Here is a 21,231-nt window from a genome sequence, read left to right as displayed (position 1 = left end):
GACCAGTCGTTATGACTCGCTGTTCCAGCTGGACTGGCAGCCGGTGGCCACGTCGGCTTCGGCTGTGGCTGGGGGTGCGTGGGCGTTCGTGGGGTCGGATGCCGGGCTGGGTGAGGCGGTGGTCCGTGCGGGCGGGGCGTATGCCCGCTACGCCGATGTATCTGAGTTGATCGGCGCACTCGATGAGGGCGAGGCGGTGCCTGAGACCGTAGTCCTGCCCTGTCTGACGGGCGCTGGTGATGAGGGCGTAGTTGCCGGGGTGCGGGAGTCGCTGTCCGCTGTGCTGTCCGCGGTGCAGCAGTGGCTGGGTGAGGAGCGCCTGTTCGGGTCTCGTCTGGTGGTGGCCACTTGTGGTGCGGTCGCCACGGAGACGGGAGAGGATGTGGCGGATCTGGTGCAGGCCCCGGTGTGGGGTTTGTTGCGGTCGGTGCAGACCGAGAATCCCGGCCGGTTTCTCCTGCTGGACCACGACCCCGGCCCCGACCCCGACCACGGTCTCGGCCACGTCCAGGAGCTCAGCGCCACTGCGGCCGACGCGGTGGTCCGGTCCATCGCCACTGGTGAGGAGTCCCAGCTGGCCGTCCGGGGCGGGACCGTCCTCGTTCCGCGCTTGTCCCGTGTGGCCAAGCCCGCAGCGGACCTCGAGGCGTCTGCGCGACTGGTCTCCGGCGGGACCGTGCTGGTGACGGGAGCGTCGGGTGTGCTGGCGGGTGTCGTGGCCCGGCATCTGGTGGCTGAGCACGGGGTGGAGCATCTGCTCCTGGCCAGCCGTAGGGGCCCGGACGCACCCGGGGCAGCAGAGTTGGTGGCCGAGCTGGAGGCGGCCGGGGCGTCGGTCACCGTGGCCGCCTGCGATGTGGCCGACCGCGAAGCCGTACGCGAACTGCTGGCCGCCATCCCGGCGCAGTTTCCGCTGCGAGGCGTGGTCCACACCGCAGCAGTGGTGGACGACGGCGTCGTGGAGGGGTTGAGCGATGAGCGTGTTCGGCGGGTGTTGGCGCCGAAGGTGGATGCGGCGTGGCATCTGCATGAGCTGACCCGCGACATGGGCCTGGAGGCGTTCGTGCTCTACTCCTCCGTCGCCTCCACCCTCGGCGCCGGCGGACAGAGCAGTTACGCGGCGGCCAACGCCTTCCTCGACGCCCTGGCCCAGCACCGCCACGCCCACGGCCTGCCCGCCATGTCCCTCGCCTGGGGCCTGTGGGCACAGGCCAGCGGAATCACCCAGAACCTCAGCCAGACCGACATCGCCCGCATGGCCCGCGGCGGCACCACCGGACTCACCACCGAAGAAGGTCTCGCCCTCTTCGACACCGCTCACAGCGTGGGACGTCCGCATGTGATGCCGGTGCGCATGGACCTGACGTCCCACCAGGCCCACCCGGAAGTGCCGGTCCCGGCAATGCTGCGGAACCTGGTACGTACGCCTCTCCGCAAGGCAGCGTCTGGGCAGAGCGGCGCGAAGCAATGGCGGGACCGGCTTCTGGGAGCGAGCCCGGAGGACCGTGAGCAGCTTCTGCTGGACCTCGTCCGCACCTCGACCGCGACCGTTCTGGGACACGGGGACTCCGGAGACATCGGCCTCGAAGGCGAATTCCTCGAAATGGGGTTGGATTCCCTGACGGCCGTCGAGCTTCGGAACCAGCTCGGCAGCGCCACGGGGCTGCGGCTGTCCACGACGATGGTCTTTGACCATCCGACCCCGGCCGACCTCGCGGTTCATCTCGCAGACGAGCTGAATACCCTCGCAGTCGGCTCTCCTGGCTCTCCCAACCCTCCCGGTTCTCCCAGCCCTTCCACCTCTCCCCATGCCGCGGAGTCCATCGCCGCCGGCACCCACGCCGTGCTGGCGGAGATCGAAAAGCTCCGGGAAACGCTTTCCCTCGCGTCACTGGTCAATGAGGACCGGTCTCTGGCGCTTGGCCGACTGGAGGACGTGTTCAATCAATTCGCAAAGCAGGACCAGGACCAGGATCAGGGCCAGGAGCAGGGCCAGAATGAGAGCCAGGAGCAGGACCATTCCCAGGCATCTCGCGGTGAAGGAGCCGAGATGAGTCCAAGCGAAGGCATCGACGTACTCAGTTGACCTCTGGTGGCCCCGGGGCCACTTGTGGCCACTTTTGGCCACCTGTGGCCACGGCCCAATGACAAGAACCCAGCGAATGCGTGAGCCCGAATTCCCGCGCCATCCGCTGTGATCAACGAAGCAGGAAGGTTATCTTTGGGCTGCCGAAAATCGGAATCCCATTGCCTGCCGATGACATGCCGACGGCCTGCCGACAGTGAATTATCCGGTGTCCGGCGGACCCTTGTCCGAGCCGCCTGATCATGGTTAGAGTCGGCAGCGCGGACGCCCGAGTCACATAAGACGGATTCAGCGGGGAAGTGGTGTCGATGGAATTCAGCGTCTTGTACTTTGCGAACCGCGAGGTCACGGATGCGTCCGCGGAATACGACCTGCTCCTGGATACGGCGCGGTTTGCCGATGAGCACGGCTTCAGGGCGCTCTGGATGCCTGAGCGGCATTTTCATCGATTCGGCGGCGCGTATCCGAATCCGGCGCTGACGGCAGCGGCCCTCGCCACCGTGACGCGCAACATACGGCTGCGTGCGGGAAGCGTGGTCGTCCCCCTCCACGATCCGCTGGAAGTCGTGGAGAACTGGTCACTGGTGGACAACCTCTCCCGCGGCCGCGTCGATCTGGCCTTCGGAACGGGCTGGGCGCCCAACGATTTCGTACTGGCGCCGGACCACTACCAGGAGCGCCGGAAGCTCACGATGGACGGGATCGAGGAGATCCGCGGCCTGTGGCGCGGGGAGCCGGTGAAACGGGTCAACGGGGAGGGCGACAGCGTCGAGGTCCTCACCTACCCTCGTCCGCTCCAGGAAGAGCCCGGCCTCTGGATGACGTGTTCCAGCAGCCGGGCGACGTTCGAAGAGGCCGGTGCGCGCGGCCTGAACATCCTCACCGCTCTGCTCTTCCAGAAGGTGGAGGAAGTGGCGGCGAACATCGAGGTGTATCGGGCGGCCCGCGCCAAGAACGGTCTCGATCCGGCGGGTGGCACGGTCACCCTGATGATGCACACCTTCGCCGGTGAGAGTGACAAGCAGGTACGTGACATCGTGAAGGAACCCTTCAAGGCGTATCTCAAGTCCTCCTTCGACCTCTGGCGCAATCAGTGGAGCGATCTGAAGGGCGTGGACCAGGAGCAGGTGGTCAACTTCGCCTTTGAACGCTACTTCCGCACCGCATCGCTGTTCGGTTCCGTCGACAAGTGCGTCCGTTCCGTGGAAAAGCTGGCCCAGGCCGGCGTGAATGAAGTCGCCTGCCTCGTGGACTTCGGCGTGACCGGCGATGAGATTCGCGCGGCCCTGCCCTATCTCGACCAGGTCAGGAGCCGTGTCCAGGCGGGGACGTGAATTGACGGAGCCTCCTTTCGCGGTCCATGCCCCCGCCCATCCACTCCGCGCCGCCGATCCACTCCGCCCCAGCCGATCCACTCCGCCACCGCCCATCCACTCCGCGCCGCCCATCCACTGCGCCGCCGCCCATCCACACCGCGCGCCGCCCGCGGCGACGCTGATCCGAGGTGAAGGAAGATATGTCATACGACGCCGACGTCATCGTGGTCGGTGCGGGGCTGGCCGGTCTGGTCGCCGCGGCCGAACTGGCCGACGCGGGCCGCAAGGTCATCGTGCTCGACCAGGAGGGCGAGAACTCGCTGGGCGGCCAGGCGTTCTGGTCCTTCGGTGGCCTCTTCCTCGTGGACTCACCGGAGCAGCGGCGCATGGGCATCCGGGACAGCCGTGAGCTGGCGCTGCAGGACTGGCTCGGGAGCGCCGAATTCGACCGGCCGGAGGACCACTGGCCGCGTCGCTGGGCGGAGGCGTACGTGGACTTCGCCGCCGGGGAGCAGCGGTCGTGGCTCAGGGAGCAGGGTGTGCGCTTCTTCCCGCTCGTCAGCTGGACCGAACGAGGTGGCTACGCGGCGTCCGGGCACGGCAATTCGGTGCCCCGGTTCCACATCACCTGGGGCACCGGGCCCGGTCTGCTGGAGCCCTTCGTCCGCAGGGTCCGGGCCGCCCGGGCGCGGGGGCTGGTCGAGTTGCGGTACCGCCACCGGGTCACCGGGCTGTCGCGCACCGCCGGGTCCGTGGACACGGTGTCCGGTGATCTGCTGGCGCCCGACGAGGTGCAACGGGGAGCGGCCAGCTCACGTGAGGTGGTGGGTGCCTTCGAACTCCGTGCCCAGGCGGTCATCGTCACCTCCGGTGGCATCGGCGGCAACGACGATCTCGTGCGCAAGAACTGGCCGGAGCGGCTGGGCAACCCCCCTCGGCGGATGATCGCCGGCGTTCCCGCCTACGTCGACGGGCGCATGCTCGAAGTGACGGAGAAGGCCGGGGGACGGGTCATCAACGGCGACCGGATGTGGCACTACAACGAGGGGGTCCAGAACTGGGATCCCATCTGGCCCCGCCACGGTATCCGCATTCTGCCCGGCCCCTCGTCCCTCTGGCTGGATGCCACGGGGAAGCGGCTGCCGGTGCCGCTCTTCCCGGGGTACGACACCTTGGGCACGCTCAAGCACATCATGAGCACGGGCTACGACTACTCGTGGTTCGTACTGACCCAGAAGATCATCGAGAAGGAGTTCGCCCTCTCGGGGTCGGAGCAGAACCCCGACCTCACGGGGAAGAGCATCCGGGGTGTGCTCGGCAGGCTCCGCCCCGGCCCGCCCGGCCCCGTGGAGGCGTTCCGGCAGCACGGTGTGGACTTCGTGGTGGAGCGGGATCTGGCCTCGCTGGTGCGCGGGATGAACGCGCTGACCGACGAGCCGCTGATCGACGAGGCCGAGCTCCGCCGCGAGATCGTCGCGCGTGATCGCGAGACGGTGAACAAGTTCTCCAAGGACCTTCAGATCAACGCGATCCGGGCAGCGGGAAACTACCTCGGCGACAAGCTGGGGAAGGTTGCTCCGCTGCACAGGTTGCTGGATCCCAAGGCCGGTCCGCTCATCGCGGTGCGGCTGAACATCATCACCCGCAAGTCACTCGGTGGTCTCGAGACCGACCTGTCCAGCCGGGTGCTGACCGGCACCGGCGAGCCCCTTCCGGGTGTCTACGCGGCGGGTGAGGTGGCCGGATTCGGCGGTGGCGGAGTGCACGGCTACCGCTCGCTGGAAGGGACGTTCCTCGGCGGATGTCTGCTGTCCGGCCGTGCGGCGGGCCGGGCTGCGGCGCGAGCCGTGGGCTGAACGGCATGAACGGCGCCGGGTAACCGGCGTGACCAGCACACCACTTGACGCATCGGAGAGGCAGTTCGGATGTCAACGGCGGCACAGAGCAATATCGCGCAAGTAGGGGATCGCTACGACGAGTTCAGCGCGCTGCACGCCGTGCTGAGCGACAGCGACCTGCCCGTGGGAAGCAATCTGCACCTCGGGTACTGGAACGACGAGCACGACGAGGCCGACCTGGCCACCGCCACCGAGCAGCTGACGCGGCAGATGCTCAAGCGGCTGGCGCCCCGGCCCGGACAGCGGATCCTCGATGTGGGCTGCGGAGTGGGCCAGCCCGCGATGAGCCTGGCCGGCGCCTGCGATGTCGAGGTGCTCGGCATCTCGGTCAGCCGCCGCCAGGTGGAGCAGGCCACCGCGCGCGCGAATGAGGCCGGACTGGCGGACCGGGTGCGCTTCGAGTACGCCAACGCCATGCAACTGCCCTACCCCGATGCCTCGTTCGACGCGGCATGGCTCTTCGAGTCGCTCATCCACATGCCGGAGAAGGAGCGCGCGCTGAAAGAGGTGGCGCGGGTGCTCAAGCCGGGGTCCCGGCTGGCCGTCGCCGATATGTTCCACCGCCCCGGGCACGACTGGCCGCTCGAGGGAAGTGAGATCGTCACGGCGGTCGGGCTCGACGACTACCAGGAGCTGTTCGACCGGGCGGGTCTCCGGCTGCTGGAGATCGACGATGTGTCGGATCACACGATCGTGCCGCTGCCCATTCAGACCAAGCTCAAGGGTCTGCTCGCGCCGCATCGTGAGGCGCTGGTACGGGCTGTCGGCGAGGGACTCGTCAATCAGCTGATCGGGCCCGAGGAGGGCGTGGAAGTGCGGCCCGGCGGAGGGCTCCCCGGTTATGTGCTGATCGCCGGAGAGCGTCCGTAGAGCCGAGCCGTCCACGCGCGGTCCGCGGCCGGTATCGCCCGCTCATCCCGGTTGTCATTCGTTGCGGCGCCAGGAGTCCGACGTGATAATCGAATTGACTAGGTGATCTTCTGGGGGTTGGATGCTCAAGGAACGGGGACTTGAATGGCGTGCGGTTGCCGTGTATCGGCTTTCGCTTGTTCAACCTTCACTCGATGTCGGTGAGATCGCGCGCCGACTTGACCTTTCCGAAGCCGAAGTCCGCGCGATCCACGCGGAGCTGGCCGAACACCCGCTGGTGGCCGGGCGAGCCTCCCTGACCTGCGACGATTCCGGTCTCCGCGAGGAGCTGGGGCCCGGGGACGACCTCACGGCGCGCCGGTGGCGGATAGCGAAGGCCCGATCCATGGTCTCCTCGATGACCCGGAATTATGAGGCCGGTGAGGAATGCGTCGGCGCCGTCCGGCGGTTCGACGGGGCCGATGCCGTGCATACGCGGCTGCGCGAGTTGTGCGCACGGGCGGCCAAGGAGTGCCGCATCTTCTCCTCTTCCTATGTCCAGCTTCCGAATTCCGTGGAGCAGGGAAACCAATGGGAGCGGGTGGTGGCGGAGCGCGGAATTTCCATCCGGGCCGTTCACCAGGACAGCTTCCGCGGCGATTCCGCGGAGCTGGGGGCCGCCCGGTGGCTCGCCTCGCTCGGCGGGCGGATCCGTACCGTCCCCGTCCTGCCGACCCCCATGGCGCTGGTGGACGAGCACATCGCCCTGGTGCCGCTGGATCCCGAGGACGCCACCCGCGGTGCGCTCGAGCTGAACGGGTACGAGGCGGTGGCCGCCCTGCGGACGATCTTCGAACACTTCTGGGTCACGGCCACTCCCTGGGACGAGCCCGTGCAGCGGGACCGGGAGGGGCTCTCGCCCCGGGAGCGCGATCTGCTGCGCCTCCTCGCCAGTGGATGCACCGACGAATCGATGTGCCGCAAGCTGGGCATCTCGCTGCGCACCGTACGCCGCGCGGTGGCCGACCTCATGGCCCGCCTGGGCGCTCACAGCCGCTTCGAGGCGGGTGTACAGGCGGTCCGCTGCGGCTGGCTGTGAGGACCGTCGGCCCGGTCCGAAGACAAGCGGAAGAGAAGAAGAGAAGCGGAAGACGAGCAGAAGACAAGCAGAAGACGAGCAATCGAGCGGCTCGTGGAGTCCGCCCTGTCCCGAGGAGGCAGACGATGACCAATCCGTTCGACAACCCCGACGGCACCTTCCTGGTTCTGGTCAATGACGAGGGTCAGCACTCGCTGTGGCCGGCCTTCGCGGAGGTCCCGGCCGGCTGGGAGGTCGTGGTCCAGGAGACGGATCGCAAGACCTGCCTGGACTACATCGAGACGAACTGGACCGACATGCGGCCCAAGAGCCTGATCGAGGCGATGAACCGGGCGGAGCAGAAGGGGAGTTGACCCAGTCGGGCCCCCGACGAGCGGCCCGGACAACACCAGCGGCGCGGAGAAAGAGCAGCAGCCCGGTACCAACCACGAAAAGGGAAGTGATGGCGTGAAAGGTTCGCGCAGGCTCGGCAGCGCACTCGTACTCGGTGGCGGCGTGGCCGGACTGCTCGCCGCGGCCGCCCTCATCGAGTACGTGGACACCATCACCGTCGTGGAACGGGACCGGCTGCCCGACGGGCCCGAGGTGCGCAAGGGCGTGCCTCAGGGCCGTCACCTCCACGGTCTCCAGTCCAGCGGTGTGCAGGCCATCGACACCCTGCTGCCGGGCACACTGGAGAGCTTCTTCGCTGCCGGTGCCCACCGGATCGCCATGCCGACACATGCGCTGTTCTACGGCCCGCACGGCTGGATGCGCCAGTATCCCGGCGAACACTTCACGGTCGGCACCACCCGACCCCTGGCCGAGCACATCGTGCGCCGTGCCCTGCTGGCCCATGCGCATGTGCGGATCCTGGAAGGCGCCGAGGCCACCGGCCTGATCGGCGACGCGCGGCGGGTGTCCGGGGCCCACATCCGCCACCGCGGCACCGGGGAGCGCGAGAGCGTCGACGCGGATCTGGTCATCGACGCCACCGGCCGCGGTTCCAAGGCCCCGCAGTGGCTCGCCGAACTGGGCCTGCCCGAGGTGCCCGCCACGATGGTCGACGCGGGGCTGGCCTACGCGAGCCGCGTCATCCGCCCTCCCGACGAGGCCACCGGGCGCAGGTTCCCCCTGATCGCCTTGCAGGGCGACCCGCGAAGCGGTGGCCCGGCCCGGGTCGGGGGCATGATGCTCGTCGAGGACGGGACGTGGATGGTGACCCTGGCGGGCACCAGGGGCGCCCACCCTCCCCTGGACGAGGAAGGCTTCCTCCGTTACGCCCAGACCCTGCGTCATCCGCTCATGAGCGAACTCATCTCCCAGGGCACGCCCGTGAGCCGGATCTCCGGTTTCCAGAACACCGCCAATCACCGCCGCCACTACGACAGGCTGCGGACACGTCCCACCGGCTTCCTGGTGTTCGGCGATGCGGCCACCACCTTCAACCCGCTGTACGGCCAGGGTGTGACGGCGGCGGCGCTGAGCGCGGTCACACTGCGCGAAGAGCTCGCCCGGGGCCCGCTCGACGAGGAGGGCTACGGCCGGACCCAGGAAGCGGTCATCCGCGCCACCGACATCGCCTGGGCGATGGCGTCCAACGAGGACCTGCGCTATCCGGGGGCGAAGGGGCCCGCGCCGTCCGCGCGGCGGAAGGTGCTGCAGCGCTGCTCGGACCGGCTGCGCATCACCGCCGCCTGCGATCCGGTCGCCTCCCAGGCCCTGTTCAAGGCGCTCACCCTCACCACCCCGCCCCGGGAGGTGTTCAACGCCCGCACGCTCAGGGCGCTGCTGCGAGGCCCTCGCCACCCCGCACGGTACGACCTTCCCCCCGAGCACACCGGACTCCCCGCGCCGACGGTCTGCCCCCCTCGGCCGTCCACGGCACAGGCGGGCGGGTCCGCGGCGCCCGCACCCACGACGGACGAGACGTACACGGACGAGACGCACAGGGACGAGACGCACGAGGGAAGGACCCCGATGGTGGAGACCGAGACCGAGACCGAGAAGAAGGCCGTGGTCGCCGTGCTGGAGCGGCTGGGCGCGGCCTGGTCGGAGCTGGACGCGCGGGCGCTGGCGGATGTGTTCACCGCCGACGCGACCATGATCGCCTTCGGCTATCTGCGCAAGGGCCGGGAAGAGATCGCGACCCGTATGGGGGAGGCGTTCCAGGGCCCGTACAAGGGCAGCCGGGTGGTCGGTGACGTCCTGGAGGTGCGCCTCCTGGGTGACAGCGCGGCGGTGGCCGTGGTCCGGGGGGCCGTGCTGACGGCCGGCGAGACGGAGGTGACCGCGGAGAACGCGATCCGGTCCACCTGGGCGCTGGTCAAACAGGACGGTGAGTGGCGCGTCGCCGCGTACCACAACAGCCCCGCCAAGGAGGACATGCCCGTGTGAGCCTGCAGACTGGGGCCATGAGTTCTCGTACGGGAAGTGGCGAAGCCATCGTGGTGGGGGCCGGCCCGAACGGGCTGGCCGCCGCCGTCACCCTGGCCCTCAGTGGCTTCCGGGTCACCGTGCTCGAAGCGGCGGACACCATCGGCGGCGGCACCCGCAGCGGTGAACTCGGCGTGCCCGGTGTGGTGTTCGACCACTGCTCCTCGGCGCATGTGGTGGGCGCCGGCTCACCGTTCCTGCGCTCCTTGGACCTGAAGCCGTACGGGCTGGAGTGGCGGTGGCCCGAGGTCGACCTGGCGCATCCGCTGGACTCCGGTGGCGCGGGCGCGCTGTACCGGTCGGTCGGGAGGACGGCGGACGGGCTCGGCGCGGACGGCCACGCCTGGCGGCGGTTGTTCGGGCCCCTGGCGGCGGACGCGGAGGTGCTCGCCGACGCGGTCATGCGCCCCCTGGCACGGCTGCCCCGCCATCCGCTCCGGCTCGCCCGCTTCGGCCTCCACGCCCTGCGGCCCGCGACGCTGGTGGCCAAGCGGTTCCGTACCGATGCGGCGCGCGGCGTCTTCGGCGGGGTGGCGGCGCATCTGTTCGGCCCGTTGACCCAGCCGGTCGGGTCCGCCATCGGGCTCATGATCATCGCGATGGGGCACCGGTTCGGCTGGCCGGCGGCCAAGGGCGGCTCCCGCGCCATCACCGACGCGCTGGCCGCGCTGCTCACCGAGGCGGGCGGGCGCATCGAGACCGGTGTGCGGGTCCGCTCCCTCGAGGAGCTGCCCCCGGCCGACGCCGTCATGCTCGACCTGGTCCCGGCCGCCGCGGCGGAGGTGATCGGCGACCGGTTGCCGCCGCGGGTCCGGCGGGCCTACGCCCGATTCCGCCACGGCCCCGGGGCGTTCAAGCTGGACCTCGCCGTCGAGGGCGGGATCCCGTGGCGCGCCGAGCCCTGCCGCCGGGCGGGCACCGTGCACCTGGGCGGAACCTTCGAGGAGATCGCCCGTGCCGAGCGGGAGGTGCACCGCGGCCGCATGCCCGAGCGCCCCTTCATGCTGGTCTCGCAGCAGTATCTGGCCGACCCCGGCCGCTCGTCCGGTGGCATTCACCCCGTCTCCGCCTACGCACATGTGCCGCACGGCTACCCGGGAGACGCCACCTCGGCCATGCTGCGGCAGTTCGAGCGCTTCGCACCCGGGACACGGGAGCGGATCGTCTCCCTGACGGCCATGTCGACCGCGGAACTGGAGCGGTACAACGCCAACTACGTCGGGGGAGACATCATCTCCGGCGCCAACACCCCGCTCCAGCTGGTGACGCGTCCCCGGATGGTCCCCGATCCGTACCGCACGGGCGTGCCGGGGGTCTTCCTCTGCTCCGCGGCCACCCCACCGGGCGCCGGTGCCCACGGGATGAGCGGCCACAACGCCGCCCGCTCCGCGCTGCGCGCGCTGGGGCGCCCGGTCCCGGGGGACCGGACGCCCTCCGCACGGCCCTGGCAGCGCCTGGGCCGGCATCAGCGCCTGGGCTAGAGCATCAGCGCCCGGGCTGGAGAATCAGCGCCCGGGCCGGAAGCGGCGCCTCGCTAGAACAGGCCGAGCTTCTTCGGCGAGTACGACACCAGCAGGTTCTTCGTCTGCTGGTAGTGGTCCAGCATCATCTTGTGGGTCTCGCGGCCGATTCCGGACTGCTTGTAGCCGCCGAAGGCGGCGTGCGCCGGATAGGCGTGGTAGCAGTTGGTCCACACCCGGCCCGCCTGGATGGCGCGCCCGGCCCGGTACGCGGTCGAGCCGTCCCGGGTCCACACGCCCGCGCCCAGCCCGTAGAGCGTGTCGTTGGCGATCCCGATCGCGTCGTCGAAGTCGCCGAACCGCGTCACCGCGACCACCGGCCCGAAGATCTCCTCCTGGAAGACCCGCATGCGGTTGTCGCCCTCGAAGATCGTGGGCTCGACGTAGTAGCCGCCCTCCAGCTCACCGCCGAGCTCGGCGCGGCTGCCGCCGGTGAGGACGCGGGCGCCCTCCTGCCGGCCGATGTCCAGGTACGACAGGATCTTCTCGAGCTGGTCGTTGGACGCCTGGGCGCCGATCATGGTGTCGGTGTCCAGCGGATGGCCCTGCGTGATCTTCTCCGTACGGGCCACGGCCGCGTCCATGAACGCCTGGTAGTGGCCGCCCTGGACCAGGGCGCGCGAGGGACAGGTGCACACTTCGCCCTGGTTGAGGGCGAACATGGTGAACCCCTCCAGGGCCTTGTCCATGAAGTCGTCGTCGGTGGCCGAGACGTCGTCGAAGAAGATGTTCGGGCTCTTGCCGCCGAGCTCAAGGGTGACCGGGATCAGGTTCTCGCTCGCGTACTGCATGATCAGCCGGCCGGTGGTGGTCTCGCCGGTGAAGGCGACCTTGGCCACCCGGGAGTTGGACGCCAGCGGCTTCCCGGCCTCCACGCCGAAGCCGTTGACGATGTTGACCACACCCGGCGGCAGCAGATCCGCCACCAGGTTCATCCAGACGTGGACCGAGGCGGGTGTCTGCTCGGCCGGCTTCAGCACCACCGCGTTGCCCGCGGCCAGCGCCGGGGCCAGCTTCCAGGTGGCCATCAGGATCGGGAAGTTCCACGGGATGATCTGGGCGACCACGCCCAGCGGCTCATGGAAGTGGTACGCGACCGTGTCGTGGTCGATCTCGGAGAGACTGCCCTCCTGAGCCCGGATGGCCCCCGCGAAGTAGCGGAAGTGGTCGATGGCGAGCGGAATGTCGGCGGCCAGCGTCTCCCGTACCGGCTTGCCGTTCTCCCAGCTCTCGGCGACCGCGAGGGCCTCCAGGTTCTGCTCCATCCGATCGGCGATCTTCAGCAGCACCGCGGCGCGCTCGGCGGGCGCCGTACGGCCCCAGGCGGGGGCGGCCGCGTGGGCGGCGTCCAGGGCCCGCTCGACGTCCTCGGCGGTGCCCCGGGCGATCTCGGTGAAGGGCTGCCCGTTGACGGGGGTGGGGTTCTCGAAGTAGCGACCCTGGGCCGGAGGTACGTACTCCCCGCCGATCCAGTGGTCATAGCGCGGCTGATAGGTGACGACCGAGCCCTCGGAGCCGGGGCTTGCGAAACGCGTCATGGGGCGGCCTCCCTGGTGTACGCGTGGTGGGTCACGTTGTCGGACGCGCCGTCCGGGTACGCGTCCAGGCTCCGCCCGCGCCGACACGGGCGGAGCCGACGGGGAGGCTAGGCGCGGCCACGTTGCGCCGACGTTGCGTCCCGGTGGCCGCCCCCTTGCCGCAGGGCTCCGTGCTCATGGCCGCCTTGGTGGCGCGGGGCTTCGCCCTCATGGCCGCCTTGGTGGGCGCCGCCCGGCAGCCCGTACAGCTCCCGCAGCCGCCGCACCCGCGCCGCCGGGGCCGCCCGCCCCGGCGCATGGGCCGGAAGCGCGGTCAGCAGCGCCTCCGCGACCTCCAGATCGTCCTCGCCCCACGGTGTCTGTGCCCAGCGCCGCAGCAGCTCGGGATCGCCGTGGGAGAGCACCGCGCGCCGCAGCCCGTCCTCCAGCACCCGCCGCATCCGGCACACCCCCGGCGCCTCCGACAGCGGCAGCAGCGGCCCGGTGTACGCCCGCAGCGCCGTGTACGCGTCGCCGGAGGCCAACGCCTCTGCGGCGTCCGCCAGATCGGTGCGCACCGGCGCGCAGAGCCGGTACGGGCGCGAGCCCAGCAGCGGGCCCACCAGGCGGCGCAGCCGGGACAGCTCGGCCCGCAGCGTCACCGGGGAGCGGTCGTCGGCCCGGGGCCCGTACAGCTCGAGCGTCAGCCGGTCGCCCGAAAGACCCTCCGGATGGCCGGCCAGCAGCACCATGATCTCGCTGTGCCGCCGCCCGAGCCGCAGCCGCCGTCCGTCGACGACCAGCAGTGCCTCGTCCCGCCCCAGCGCCGTCAGACTGATCCGCGGCCCGCGCGTGCGCGGCGCCTCGGCGCCCAGCTGGGCCTCGGCGGCGCGGGCGGTCGCCTGGACCAGGGCGAGGCTGTGCGGGGCGGCCAGATGGTCCCCGCCGGTGATGTCCACCGCGCCCAGCAGCCGTCCGGTGTGCGGATCGTGGACCGGGGCGGCGGCGCAGGTCCATGGCTGCACACTGCGGTTGAAGTGCTCGGTGGCGAAGATCTGCACCGGGTGGTCGACGGTGAGGGCCGTCCCGGGCGCGTTGGTGCCCGCGTGGCGCTCGTCCCAGCGCGCCCCGGCCACGAAGTTCAGCTCCTCGACCCGGTTCCGTACCCCCGCGTGCCCCTCCACCCACAGCAGCCGCCCCTGCTCGTCGCAGACCGCGAGCAGATGGGCCCCGTCGTAGGCGATGGTGCCCAGCAACTCCCGGAACAGCGGCATCACCCGGGCCAGCGGATGGTCCGCGCGGTAGGCGTCCAACGCGTCGTCCGCCAGGTCGATCGGCGCCTTGCACTCCTGGGTGACCCGGGCGTCGGCCGAGCGCTGCCAGGACTCCGCCACCACCGGCCGTACGGCCGGACTCACCGCCCCCTCCGTCAGGAACGCCTCATGGGCGCGGCGCACGTCGCGGGTGCGCTCAGCGGGGTCGGTGCCTGACGCCATCGCCAGCCAGGGATTGACCATGGTGCCTCGCTCAGCGGTACGGAGGGGCGGTACGGGGAGGTGCGGGGAGGTGCGGAGTCTCAGGCTTTCATGGATCGGGCGGGCGGAGGAGTCGGCAGGTCAGGTGTGGGCGGGCAGGGAGGGAGCGGGCACGACCCCGGGCGGGGAGGCATAGCCGCAGGAGTGGCAGATCTTCCACCCGTCCTGGTTCACGGCGAGTTGGCCGCCACAGCTCGGGCACTGCTCGGAGCTCATGATCGTTCCTTTGGTTCACGCGCGCGGAGTGGTGCGGGCCACCCGTGCGCTCAGATTTCCTTGTGGGGCGGATGCCCCGCAATAGCCAGAACAAGCCGCGTTGAGGTACGAGCCCCGGACGGAGCGCGTTCACACGGGGTGTGCGGCGTTACCGGGGGGTCTTCTCCACATACGCTCCTCGCGCCCCCTCGTGCGCCGCTTGAACGCTTGACGCCGATGGGCTGCCTGTGTGCGGGCGCGCACGACGAAGCGGGCGGGGAGCCGGTGATGGCTCCCCGCCCGCGTCGATCAGGGGCGTTGGTGTGGCGTCAGCTGATGGACTTGATCAGCTCACCGTTCGCGGTGTCGCCGCTGAGCTCCCAGAAGAAGGTGCCGCCCAGGCCCTGCTGCTGCTTGTAGTTCATCTTCCCGGCGATGGTGGCGGGGGTGTCATAGCTCCACCACTGGTTGCCGCAGTGCGCGTAGGCCGTGCCCGCGACCGTGCCGGTCGCCGGGCAGGAGCCCTTGAGCACCTTGTAGTCCTCGATGCCCGCCTCGTAGGTGCCGGGCGCGGCGCCGGTCGCCGTGCCACCGGGGGCGTCCTGGGTGACGCCGCTCCAGCCGCGTCCGTAGAAGCCGATGCCCAGCAGGAGCTTCGAGGCCGGGATGCCGAGGCCCTTGAGCTTGCTGATGGCGGCGTCGGTGTTGAAGCCCTGCTGCGGAATGCCGCTGTAGGAGTTGAGCGGGGAGTGCGGGGCGGTGGGGCCCTGTGCGGCCCACGCGCCGAAGAAGTCGTACGTCATCGGGTTGTACCAGTCGACGTAGCGCGCGGCGCCCGCGTAGTCGGCGGCCTCGATCTTGCCGCCGGAGGAGGCGTCGGCCGTGATCGCCGCGGTCACCAGGTTGGACGAACCGAACTTGGCGCGCACCGCGGCCATCAGGTTCTTGAAGGCGTCCTTACCGCTGGTGTCACAGCCCAGGCCACAGGCGTTGGGGTACTCCCAGTCGATGTCGATGCCGTCGAAGACATCCGCCCAGCGCGGGTCCTCGACCAGGTCGTAGCAGGACTGGGCGAAGGCCGCGGGGTTCTTGGCGGCCTCGGTGAACCCGGAGGACCAGGTCCAGCCGCCGAAGGACCACAGCACCTTCAGGCCGGGGTGGAGCTTCTTGAGCTTGCGCAGCTGGTTGAAGTTGCCGCGCAGGGCGCCCGCGTCCCAGGTGTCGGCCTTGCCGTCGACGCTGCTCGCCGCGTCGTACGCCTTGTCGTAGTCGGCGTAGGCGTCGCCGATGGCGCACTTGCCGCCGGTGACGTTGCCGAAGGCGTAGTTGATGTGGGTGAGCTTGGCGGCCGAGCCCGAGGTCTCCACGTTCTTGACGTGGTAGTTGCGCTGGTAGATGCCCCATTCGGTGAAGTAGCCGACCACCTTGTTCCCGGCGGCCTTCGTCGTGGGGGTCTTGGCGGCCTCGGAGGTGGCCTGGGGTATGTCGGCGCTCCAGGGTTCACCGGCCGCTGCCGAGCCCGCGAGCAGGGTGGCGGTCAGGACCGCCGTACAGATCGCCGCGAGCGCGGCGGACAGTCTGCCTGGTCTGAGCATGGAATCTCCTCGGTGGGGGGTGAGGGGAGAGTGAACTGCCCGACGACCTGCCCATAGCTTGACATGAACGCGCAGGGCAGGGTGGGGAAAAGGTAGAAGGACTAGACCAGTGGGGTCAATGGTCTGGGCCAATTTGCTCCCGCGTGCGACGCCGGTGGGAGAGCGTGGAGGAAGCTGGTGGGTGTACCTGTCCGAAATTGGTTGAAGATCGGGCGACCGGTACCGGAAGGCTCCGGATCGGGCATACTCCAACCGCCGCGGTGCAGGTCATCACCGTTCGCGATCCGACGGGACGACCGGCAGGCGGCAGCATCACCGGTGGCGCCGCCTCACCCCGGCGCACGCCGCCGCAGCGCCTGACCAGGGGAGAGGAGAGCGCCGCCATGACCGATCACGGCCCGCAGCCGGTGGAGCGTGAGCTGCCCACCGAAGAGGCCCGCGACCTGATCTCGCTCGTCCGCGAGCTGATCGCACGGGAGATCAAGCCCCGGGCCGCCGAGGAGGAGGCCGCCGGGCGCTTCCCCCGCGAGCTGTTCACCCTGCTGTCCGAGTCCGGGCTGCTGGGGCTGGTCCACCCCGAGGAGTTCGGCGGCGGCGACCAGCCGTACGAGGTCTACCTCCAGGTCCTCGAGGAGCTCGCCGCGGCCCGGCTGACCGTCGGCCTCGGCGTCAGCGTCCACACCCTGGCCTGCCACGCCCTCGCCGGCTACGGCAGCAAGGAGCAGCTGGCCGAGCACCTTCCCGCGATGCTGGGCGGCGGACTGCTCGGCGCGTACTGCCTCTCCGAGCCCTCCTCCGGCTCCGACGCGGCCGGGCTCACCACCCGGGCCACCCGCGAGGGGGACACCTGGACGATCCAGGGCACCAAGGCGTGGATCACCCACGGCGGCATCGCCGACTTCTACACCGTGCTCGCCCGCACCGGCCCCGAGCGCACCCGCGGCATCAGTGCCTTCCTCGTGCCCGCCGACGCCCCCGGGCTCTCGGCGGCCGCGCCCGAGCACAAGATGGGCATGGCCGGTTCGCCGACCGCCCAGATCCACCTCGACGGGGTGCGGGTGTCCGACGCGCGCCGCATCGGCGAGGAGGGCCAGGGGTTCGCGATCGCCCTGTCCGCCCTCGACGCGGGCCGTCTGGGCATCGCGGCCTGCGCCGTCGGCGTCGCCCAGGCGGCGCTGGACGAGGCGCTCGCGTACACCGCGCAGCGGCGGCAGTTCGGCCGGCCGATAGCCGACTTCCAGGGCCTGCGCTTCATGCTCGCCGACATGGCCACGCAGGTCGAGGCCGGGCGCGCCCTGTACCTGGCGGCGGCACGGCTGCGGGACGCCGGGCGGCCGTTCTCCAAGCAGGCGGCGATGGCCAAGCTGTTCTGCACGGACGCCGCGATGCGGATCACCACCGACGCCGTCCAACTGCTGGGCGGATACGGCTACACGGTGGACTTCCCGGTCGAGCGCTATATGCGCGAGGCGAAGGTCCTCCAGATCGTGGAGGGCACCAACCAGATCCAGCGGGTGGTGATCGCCCGCGCTCTCGCGGGGCCTGAGGTCGGCTGAGGCTGGTGTGTCGGTTGGGGGCGCGGCTCGCGCCCCCGCCGTTTCGCTACCGCCGCGTGACCGGGAAGCGCACCGGCCGGGAACCGGGGCCGCCGAGGTGGGAGAACGGCTGCGTCCGCCAGTCCAGGCCCTCGGGGAGCGTCAGCAGCAGCGCGGCGTCCCGCTCGTACGCTTCCCAAGACGCGTCGGCGGGCTCGGCGTCGGCCACCCGGCGGCCGGTGCCGGCGCAGACCGTGAGCCCGAACGGGTCCCACGGGGACGAGCACAGCGCGTGCTCGGGAAGGACGTCCTCGTCGGCGAGGAGTGCGATGGGGCGCGCGCAGTCCGGGCAGATCACCCGGAACATCTCATAGGTGTCGTGGTTCTCGTCGGTATCGATGTCGCCTGCGTCGAGGCGCTCGAGATGAGGCATGAGTTTCCCCCTCGGGTGGGCTGGCCAGGCGCGTCGGCCTCGACCACAGCAAGCATTTCCCTCGCGGCCGCATAGGTAATCGCCACATCTCATAGGACACCCATGAGGAGATGTGGCGTTCGTCACATGCCCGGTGCAGGTGCGGCGTAGCGGCGCCCATGTCCGCTGTGCCTGCCCGGTGCCCACCCGTTGTGCCGGAAGCCTCCCGACCACATAAGGTGATCGGCTGTGGAGGAGTTGGACAGACAGATCGTGGAGCTGCTCGTCAAGGACGGCCGGATGAGCTACACGGACCTGGGCAAGGCCACCGGCCTGTCCACATCGGCCGTGCACCAGCGGGTTCGCCGTCTCGAACAGCGGGGCGTGATCCGCGGCTACGCCGCCGTCGTGGACCCCGAGGCCGTCGGGCTCCCCCTTACCGCGTTCATCTCGGTCAAACCCTTCGACCCCAGCGCGCCCGACGACATCTCCGAGCGGCTCGCCGAGGTGCCCGAGATCGAGGCGTGCCACAGCGTCGCGGGAGACGAGAACTACATCCTCAAGGTGCGCGTCGCGACCCCGCTGGAGCTGGAGCACCTGCTCAGCCGGATCCGCTCGCTGGCCGGTGTCTCCACCCGCACCACCGTGGTCCTCTCCACGCCCTACGAGGCGCGCCCGCCGCGCGTCTGAACGCCCTTCCGACACCCCCGTACCTGACATCCCGGACCTGATACCCCCATCGAGGCAGCCCGCCGTGAACGACCCCACCCCCGCCCAGGCCCCCGAAGGCCGTACCGTCCTGCTGCGTGGAGGTGAGGTCCACAGCCCCGCCGATCCGTTCGCGACCGCGATGGTCGTCGAGCGCGGCACCATCGCCTGGGTCGGCTCCGAAGGGGCCGCGGACGGCTTCGCGGACGGCGTGGACGAGGTCATCCAGCTGGACGGGGCGCTGGTGACGCCCGCCTTCACCGATGCGCATGTGCACACCACCGCGACCGGGCTCGCCCTCACCGGACTCGATCTCACCGGCGCCCGTACGCTCGCCGACGCGCTGGAGCGGGTGCGTGCCCACGCCGCCGCCCACCCCGCCGACCGGGTGCTGCTCGGCCACGGCTGGGACGCCGCCCGCTGGCCCGAGGGACGGCCGCCCTCCCGGGCCGAACTCGACCAGGCGACCGGTGGCCGCCCCCTCTATCTCACCCGCATCGATGTGCACTCCGCCGTCGTCACCACCGCGCTGCTCGACCTCGTCCCCGGCGTGTCGGACCTGGCCGGGTACCACCCCGACACGCCGCTGACCGGCGCCGCCCACCACGCCGTACGCGCCGCCGCCCACGCGGTCATCACCGAGCGGCAGCGCACCGACGCCCAGCGGGCCGCCCTCGCCCGCGCCGCCTCGCTCGGCATCGGCACCCTCCACGAATGCGCCGGGCCGGACATCTCCTCCGAGGACGACCTCACCGGGCTGCTGAAGCTCGCCGCCGGGGAGCCGGGGCCGCGGGTGTACGGCTACTGGGCCGAGGCCGCGAGCAGCGCGTCCGACCTGGACAAGGTGCGCGAACTCGGCGCCATCGGCGCGGCGGGCGACCTCTTCGTCGACGGGGCGCTCGGCTCGCACACGGCGTGTCTCCACCAGCCCTACGCCGACACGCCGCACACCGGCACCGCCTACCTGGACGCGGCGGCCGTCGCCGCCCATGTCGCCGCCTGCACCGAGGCCGGGATCCAGGCCGGTTTCCACGCCATCGGCGACGCCGCCGTCACCGCCGTCGTCGAGGGCGTACGGGCCGCCGCCGACACGGTCGGACTCGCCCGTGTGCGCGCCGCCCGCCACCGCGTCGAACACGCCGAGATGCTCACCCCCGAGACCGTCGCGGCCTTCGCCGACCTCGGCCTCACCGCCTCCGTCCAGCCCGCCTTCGATCGGCTGTGGGGCGGCGAGGACGGCATGTACGCCCAGCGGCTCGGCCCCGAGCGGGCCCGCACCCTGAACCCGTACGCGGCGCTGCTGCGCGCCGGAGTGCCCCTGGCGCTCGGCTCCGACAGCCCCGTCACCCCGTTCGACCCCTGGGGCACCGTGCGCGCCGCCGCCTTTCACCGCACCCCGGAGCACCGGATCTCCGTCCGCGCCGCCTTCACCGCCCACACCCGCGGCGGCTGGCGGGCCATCGGACGGGACGACGCGGGCGTCCTGGCGCCCGGCGCGCCCGCCGACTACGCGATCTGGCGGACCGGTGAGCTCATCGTGCAGGTGCCCGACACGCGGGTGGCCGGATGGTCCACCGACCCCCGCTCCGGCACCCCGGGCCTGCCCGACCTCACGCCCGGCGGTCAACTGCCCGTCTGTGTGCGCACGGTGGTGGGCGGACGCACCGTCCACCTCCGGCCGGACGAGTGACGCGCGGGCGCCCCGTACCGCCGAACGATGAGCCCCCGGCCTGTCGTGGCATCTGAACACCGTCCGTACTGACCTGGTCATTTGAGGAAACGGCGCAGGTCATGTGGCTGTTGACAGGGTGCGGTCGGTGGCCGGTAGGTTCGGCCTCGTCCACCACAGGACGCCCGACCGGGGAATCTTCACGCAGTCGTCGAACGCCGCTGGGCCAGAGGGAGACGCGCCATCGCGGTGCGCCGCCACTGGGAGCCAGGTCCAGCGCACGGGGGCGAGGGAGGGATCGCCGGGTCGGCAGGTGCGACCCGGGAGGGGCCCGGACGCTCAGTAGACAACGGCTCTCGGTCGATCCGCAGCCAGCGGGTCCCAGGTCGGCCCGAAGGGCGTCGGGCCCCCACTCCGCACGCGCACACCGGCGGACCGCCCCCGGCGCGGGGGCGGGGCCGCCGCCGGGCGGGGAACCCCCGCCATGGCCGAAGCGTTTCTCTCCCCCGAGGTCACAATCCGCACCTCGGGACCACTTCCGCGCACCCGCGTTATACGGTCACCTCACCACAGCACGACCTGTAGGAAGGCCGCACCGTGCCATCGGGTTCCGACACCACCGCCGAAGCCGCCCCCACCGGGCCGGACGCAGACCGACCGGGTCAGCGGACGACCGGCTCCGCCGCCACGCCGCCGACCGGCGGCGCCGAGGGCGGTGACGCCGTGGAGGGCCGTGACGCCGTCGAGGGCGGCGAACCCGGCGCGACCGCGTCCGCCGAGCCCGCCGCGTCCGGGGCCGCGTCCGCCGAGCCTGGGGCGGCGTCTGCCGTGTCCGCCGCGTCCGGGGCCGTGTCCGCCGAGCCTGGGGCCGCCTCCGCGCCG

Annotated in this window: 16 protein-coding genes and 1 pseudogene; 12 read left to right on the top strand and 5 right to left on the bottom strand. The window is 70.9% G+C overall.

The window, feature by feature from the left end; genetic code table 11:
• The 8 genes from IEJ02_RS45955 to IEJ02_RS45920 form a co-directional block, all read left to right on the top strand.
• On the top strand, positions 1-2,086 hold a 2,086-nt coding region (locus IEJ02_RS45955; protein WP_223865527.1), incomplete at its 5' end, for a type I polyketide synthase.
• A gap of 308 nt (positions 2,087-2,394) precedes the next feature.
• On the top strand, positions 2,395-3,420 hold the full coding sequence (locus tag IEJ02_RS45950) for a MupA/Atu3671 family FMN-dependent luciferase-like monooxygenase (RefSeq protein ID WP_191070227.1): 1,026 nt from the start codon (positions 2,395-2,397) through the stop codon (positions 3,418-3,420).
• A gap of 182 nt (positions 3,421-3,602) precedes the next feature.
• Positions 3,603-5,258, top strand: a complete 1,656-nt coding sequence (locus tag IEJ02_RS45945; RefSeq protein ID WP_191070226.1) for an FAD-binding dehydrogenase — start codon at positions 3,603-3,605, stop codon at positions 5,256-5,258.
• 69 nt (positions 5,259-5,327) lie between these two features.
• The gene (locus IEJ02_RS45940) at positions 5,328-6,170 is read left to right on the top strand and encodes an SAM-dependent methyltransferase (protein WP_191070225.1); all 843 of its coding nucleotides are present in this window, start codon (positions 5,328-5,330) and stop codon (positions 6,168-6,170) included.
• Between the two features lie 397 nt (positions 6,171-6,567).
• Entirely contained in the window at positions 6,568-7,248 is a 681-nt protein-coding gene (locus tag IEJ02_RS45935) for a helix-turn-helix transcriptional regulator (protein ID WP_191070224.1), read from the top strand.
• Between the two features lie 125 nt (positions 7,249-7,373).
• Positions 7,374-7,601 (top strand): MbtH family protein, encoded by a 228-nt coding sequence (locus IEJ02_RS45930; RefSeq protein WP_137981058.1) that lies wholly within the window; start codon positions 7,374-7,376, stop codon positions 7,599-7,601.
• 94 nt (positions 7,602-7,695) lie between these two features.
• Positions 7,696-9,624: an SgcJ/EcaC family oxidoreductase gene (locus IEJ02_RS50615; protein ID WP_191070223.1), complete on the top strand. Its 1,929-nt coding sequence runs from the start codon at positions 7,696-7,698 to the stop codon at positions 9,622-9,624.
• Between the two features lie 17 nt (positions 9,625-9,641).
• Positions 9,642-11,144 carry a phytoene desaturase family protein gene (locus IEJ02_RS45920; protein WP_191070222.1) on the top strand — a complete coding sequence of 501 codons (1,503 nt, stop codon included), beginning with the start codon at positions 9,642-9,644 and terminating at the stop codon, positions 11,142-11,144.
• Between the two features lie 53 nt (positions 11,145-11,197).
• Here IEJ02_RS45920 and adh read toward each other — a convergent pair whose 3' ends face one another.
• From adh to IEJ02_RS45905, 4 genes are all read right to left on the bottom strand, one after another.
• On the bottom strand, positions 11,198-12,721 hold the full coding sequence (gene adh / locus IEJ02_RS45915) for an aldehyde dehydrogenase (RefSeq protein WP_137981060.1): 1,524 nt from the start codon (positions 12,719-12,721) through the stop codon (positions 11,198-11,200).
• Positions 12,722-12,828: 107 nt separating this feature from the next.
• Positions 12,829-14,217 carry a GAF domain-containing protein gene (locus IEJ02_RS45910; protein ID WP_191070221.1) on the bottom strand — a complete coding sequence of 463 codons (1,389 nt, stop codon included), beginning with the start codon at positions 14,215-14,217 and terminating at the stop codon, positions 12,829-12,831.
• 99 nt (positions 14,218-14,316) lie between these two features.
• Positions 14,317-14,451 carry a hypothetical protein gene (locus IEJ02_RS50120; RefSeq protein ID WP_262704163.1) on the bottom strand — a complete coding sequence of 45 codons (135 nt, stop codon included), beginning with the start codon at positions 14,449-14,451 and terminating at the stop codon, positions 14,317-14,319.
• 308 nt (positions 14,452-14,759) lie between these two features.
• A complete protein-coding gene (locus IEJ02_RS45905) occupies positions 14,760-16,025 on the bottom strand; it encodes a glycoside hydrolase family 18 protein (protein ID WP_191070220.1) in 1,266 nt (421 codons plus the stop codon).
• A gap of 383 nt (positions 16,026-16,408) precedes the next feature.
• On the opposite strand from IEJ02_RS45905, the gene IEJ02_RS45900 reads away from it, so the two are divergent.
• Positions 16,409-17,581 (top strand): acyl-CoA dehydrogenase family protein, encoded by a 1,173-nt coding sequence (locus tag IEJ02_RS45900; protein WP_191070219.1) that lies wholly within the window; start codon positions 16,409-16,411, stop codon positions 17,579-17,581.
• A gap of 46 nt (positions 17,582-17,627) precedes the next feature.
• Here IEJ02_RS45900 and IEJ02_RS45895 read toward each other — a convergent pair whose 3' ends face one another.
• The gene (locus IEJ02_RS45895; protein WP_191070218.1) at positions 17,628-17,993 is read right to left on the bottom strand and encodes a hypothetical protein; all 366 of its coding nucleotides are present in this window, start codon (positions 17,991-17,993) and stop codon (positions 17,628-17,630) included.
• Positions 17,994-18,221: 228 nt separating this feature from the next.
• Between IEJ02_RS45895 and IEJ02_RS45890 the strand changes: the two genes are divergently transcribed.
• The 3 genes and pseudogenes from IEJ02_RS45890 to IEJ02_RS45880 form a co-directional block, all read left to right on the top strand.
• On the top strand, positions 18,222-18,662 hold the full coding sequence (locus tag IEJ02_RS45890) for an Lrp/AsnC family transcriptional regulator (RefSeq protein WP_020866923.1): 441 nt from the start codon (positions 18,222-18,224) through the stop codon (positions 18,660-18,662).
• A gap of 160 nt (positions 18,663-18,822) precedes the next feature.
• Positions 18,823-20,370: an amidohydrolase gene (locus IEJ02_RS45885; RefSeq protein WP_223865528.1), complete on the top strand. Its 1,548-nt coding sequence runs from the start codon at positions 18,823-18,825 to the stop codon at positions 20,368-20,370.
• Between the two features lie 576 nt (positions 20,371-20,946).
• Positions 20,947-21,231: pseudogene (locus IEJ02_RS45880) on the top strand (hypothetical protein); the annotation flags it as partial.

The organism is Streptomyces sp. 5-10, assembly GCF_014712245.1.
GTDB classification, from domain to species: Bacteria; Actinomycetota; Actinomycetes; order Streptomycetales; family Streptomycetaceae; genus Streptomyces; species Streptomyces violaceusniger.
The sequence above is the reverse complement of the archived record's forward strand: the minus strand, read 5'-3'. Positions and strand labels throughout refer to the sequence as shown.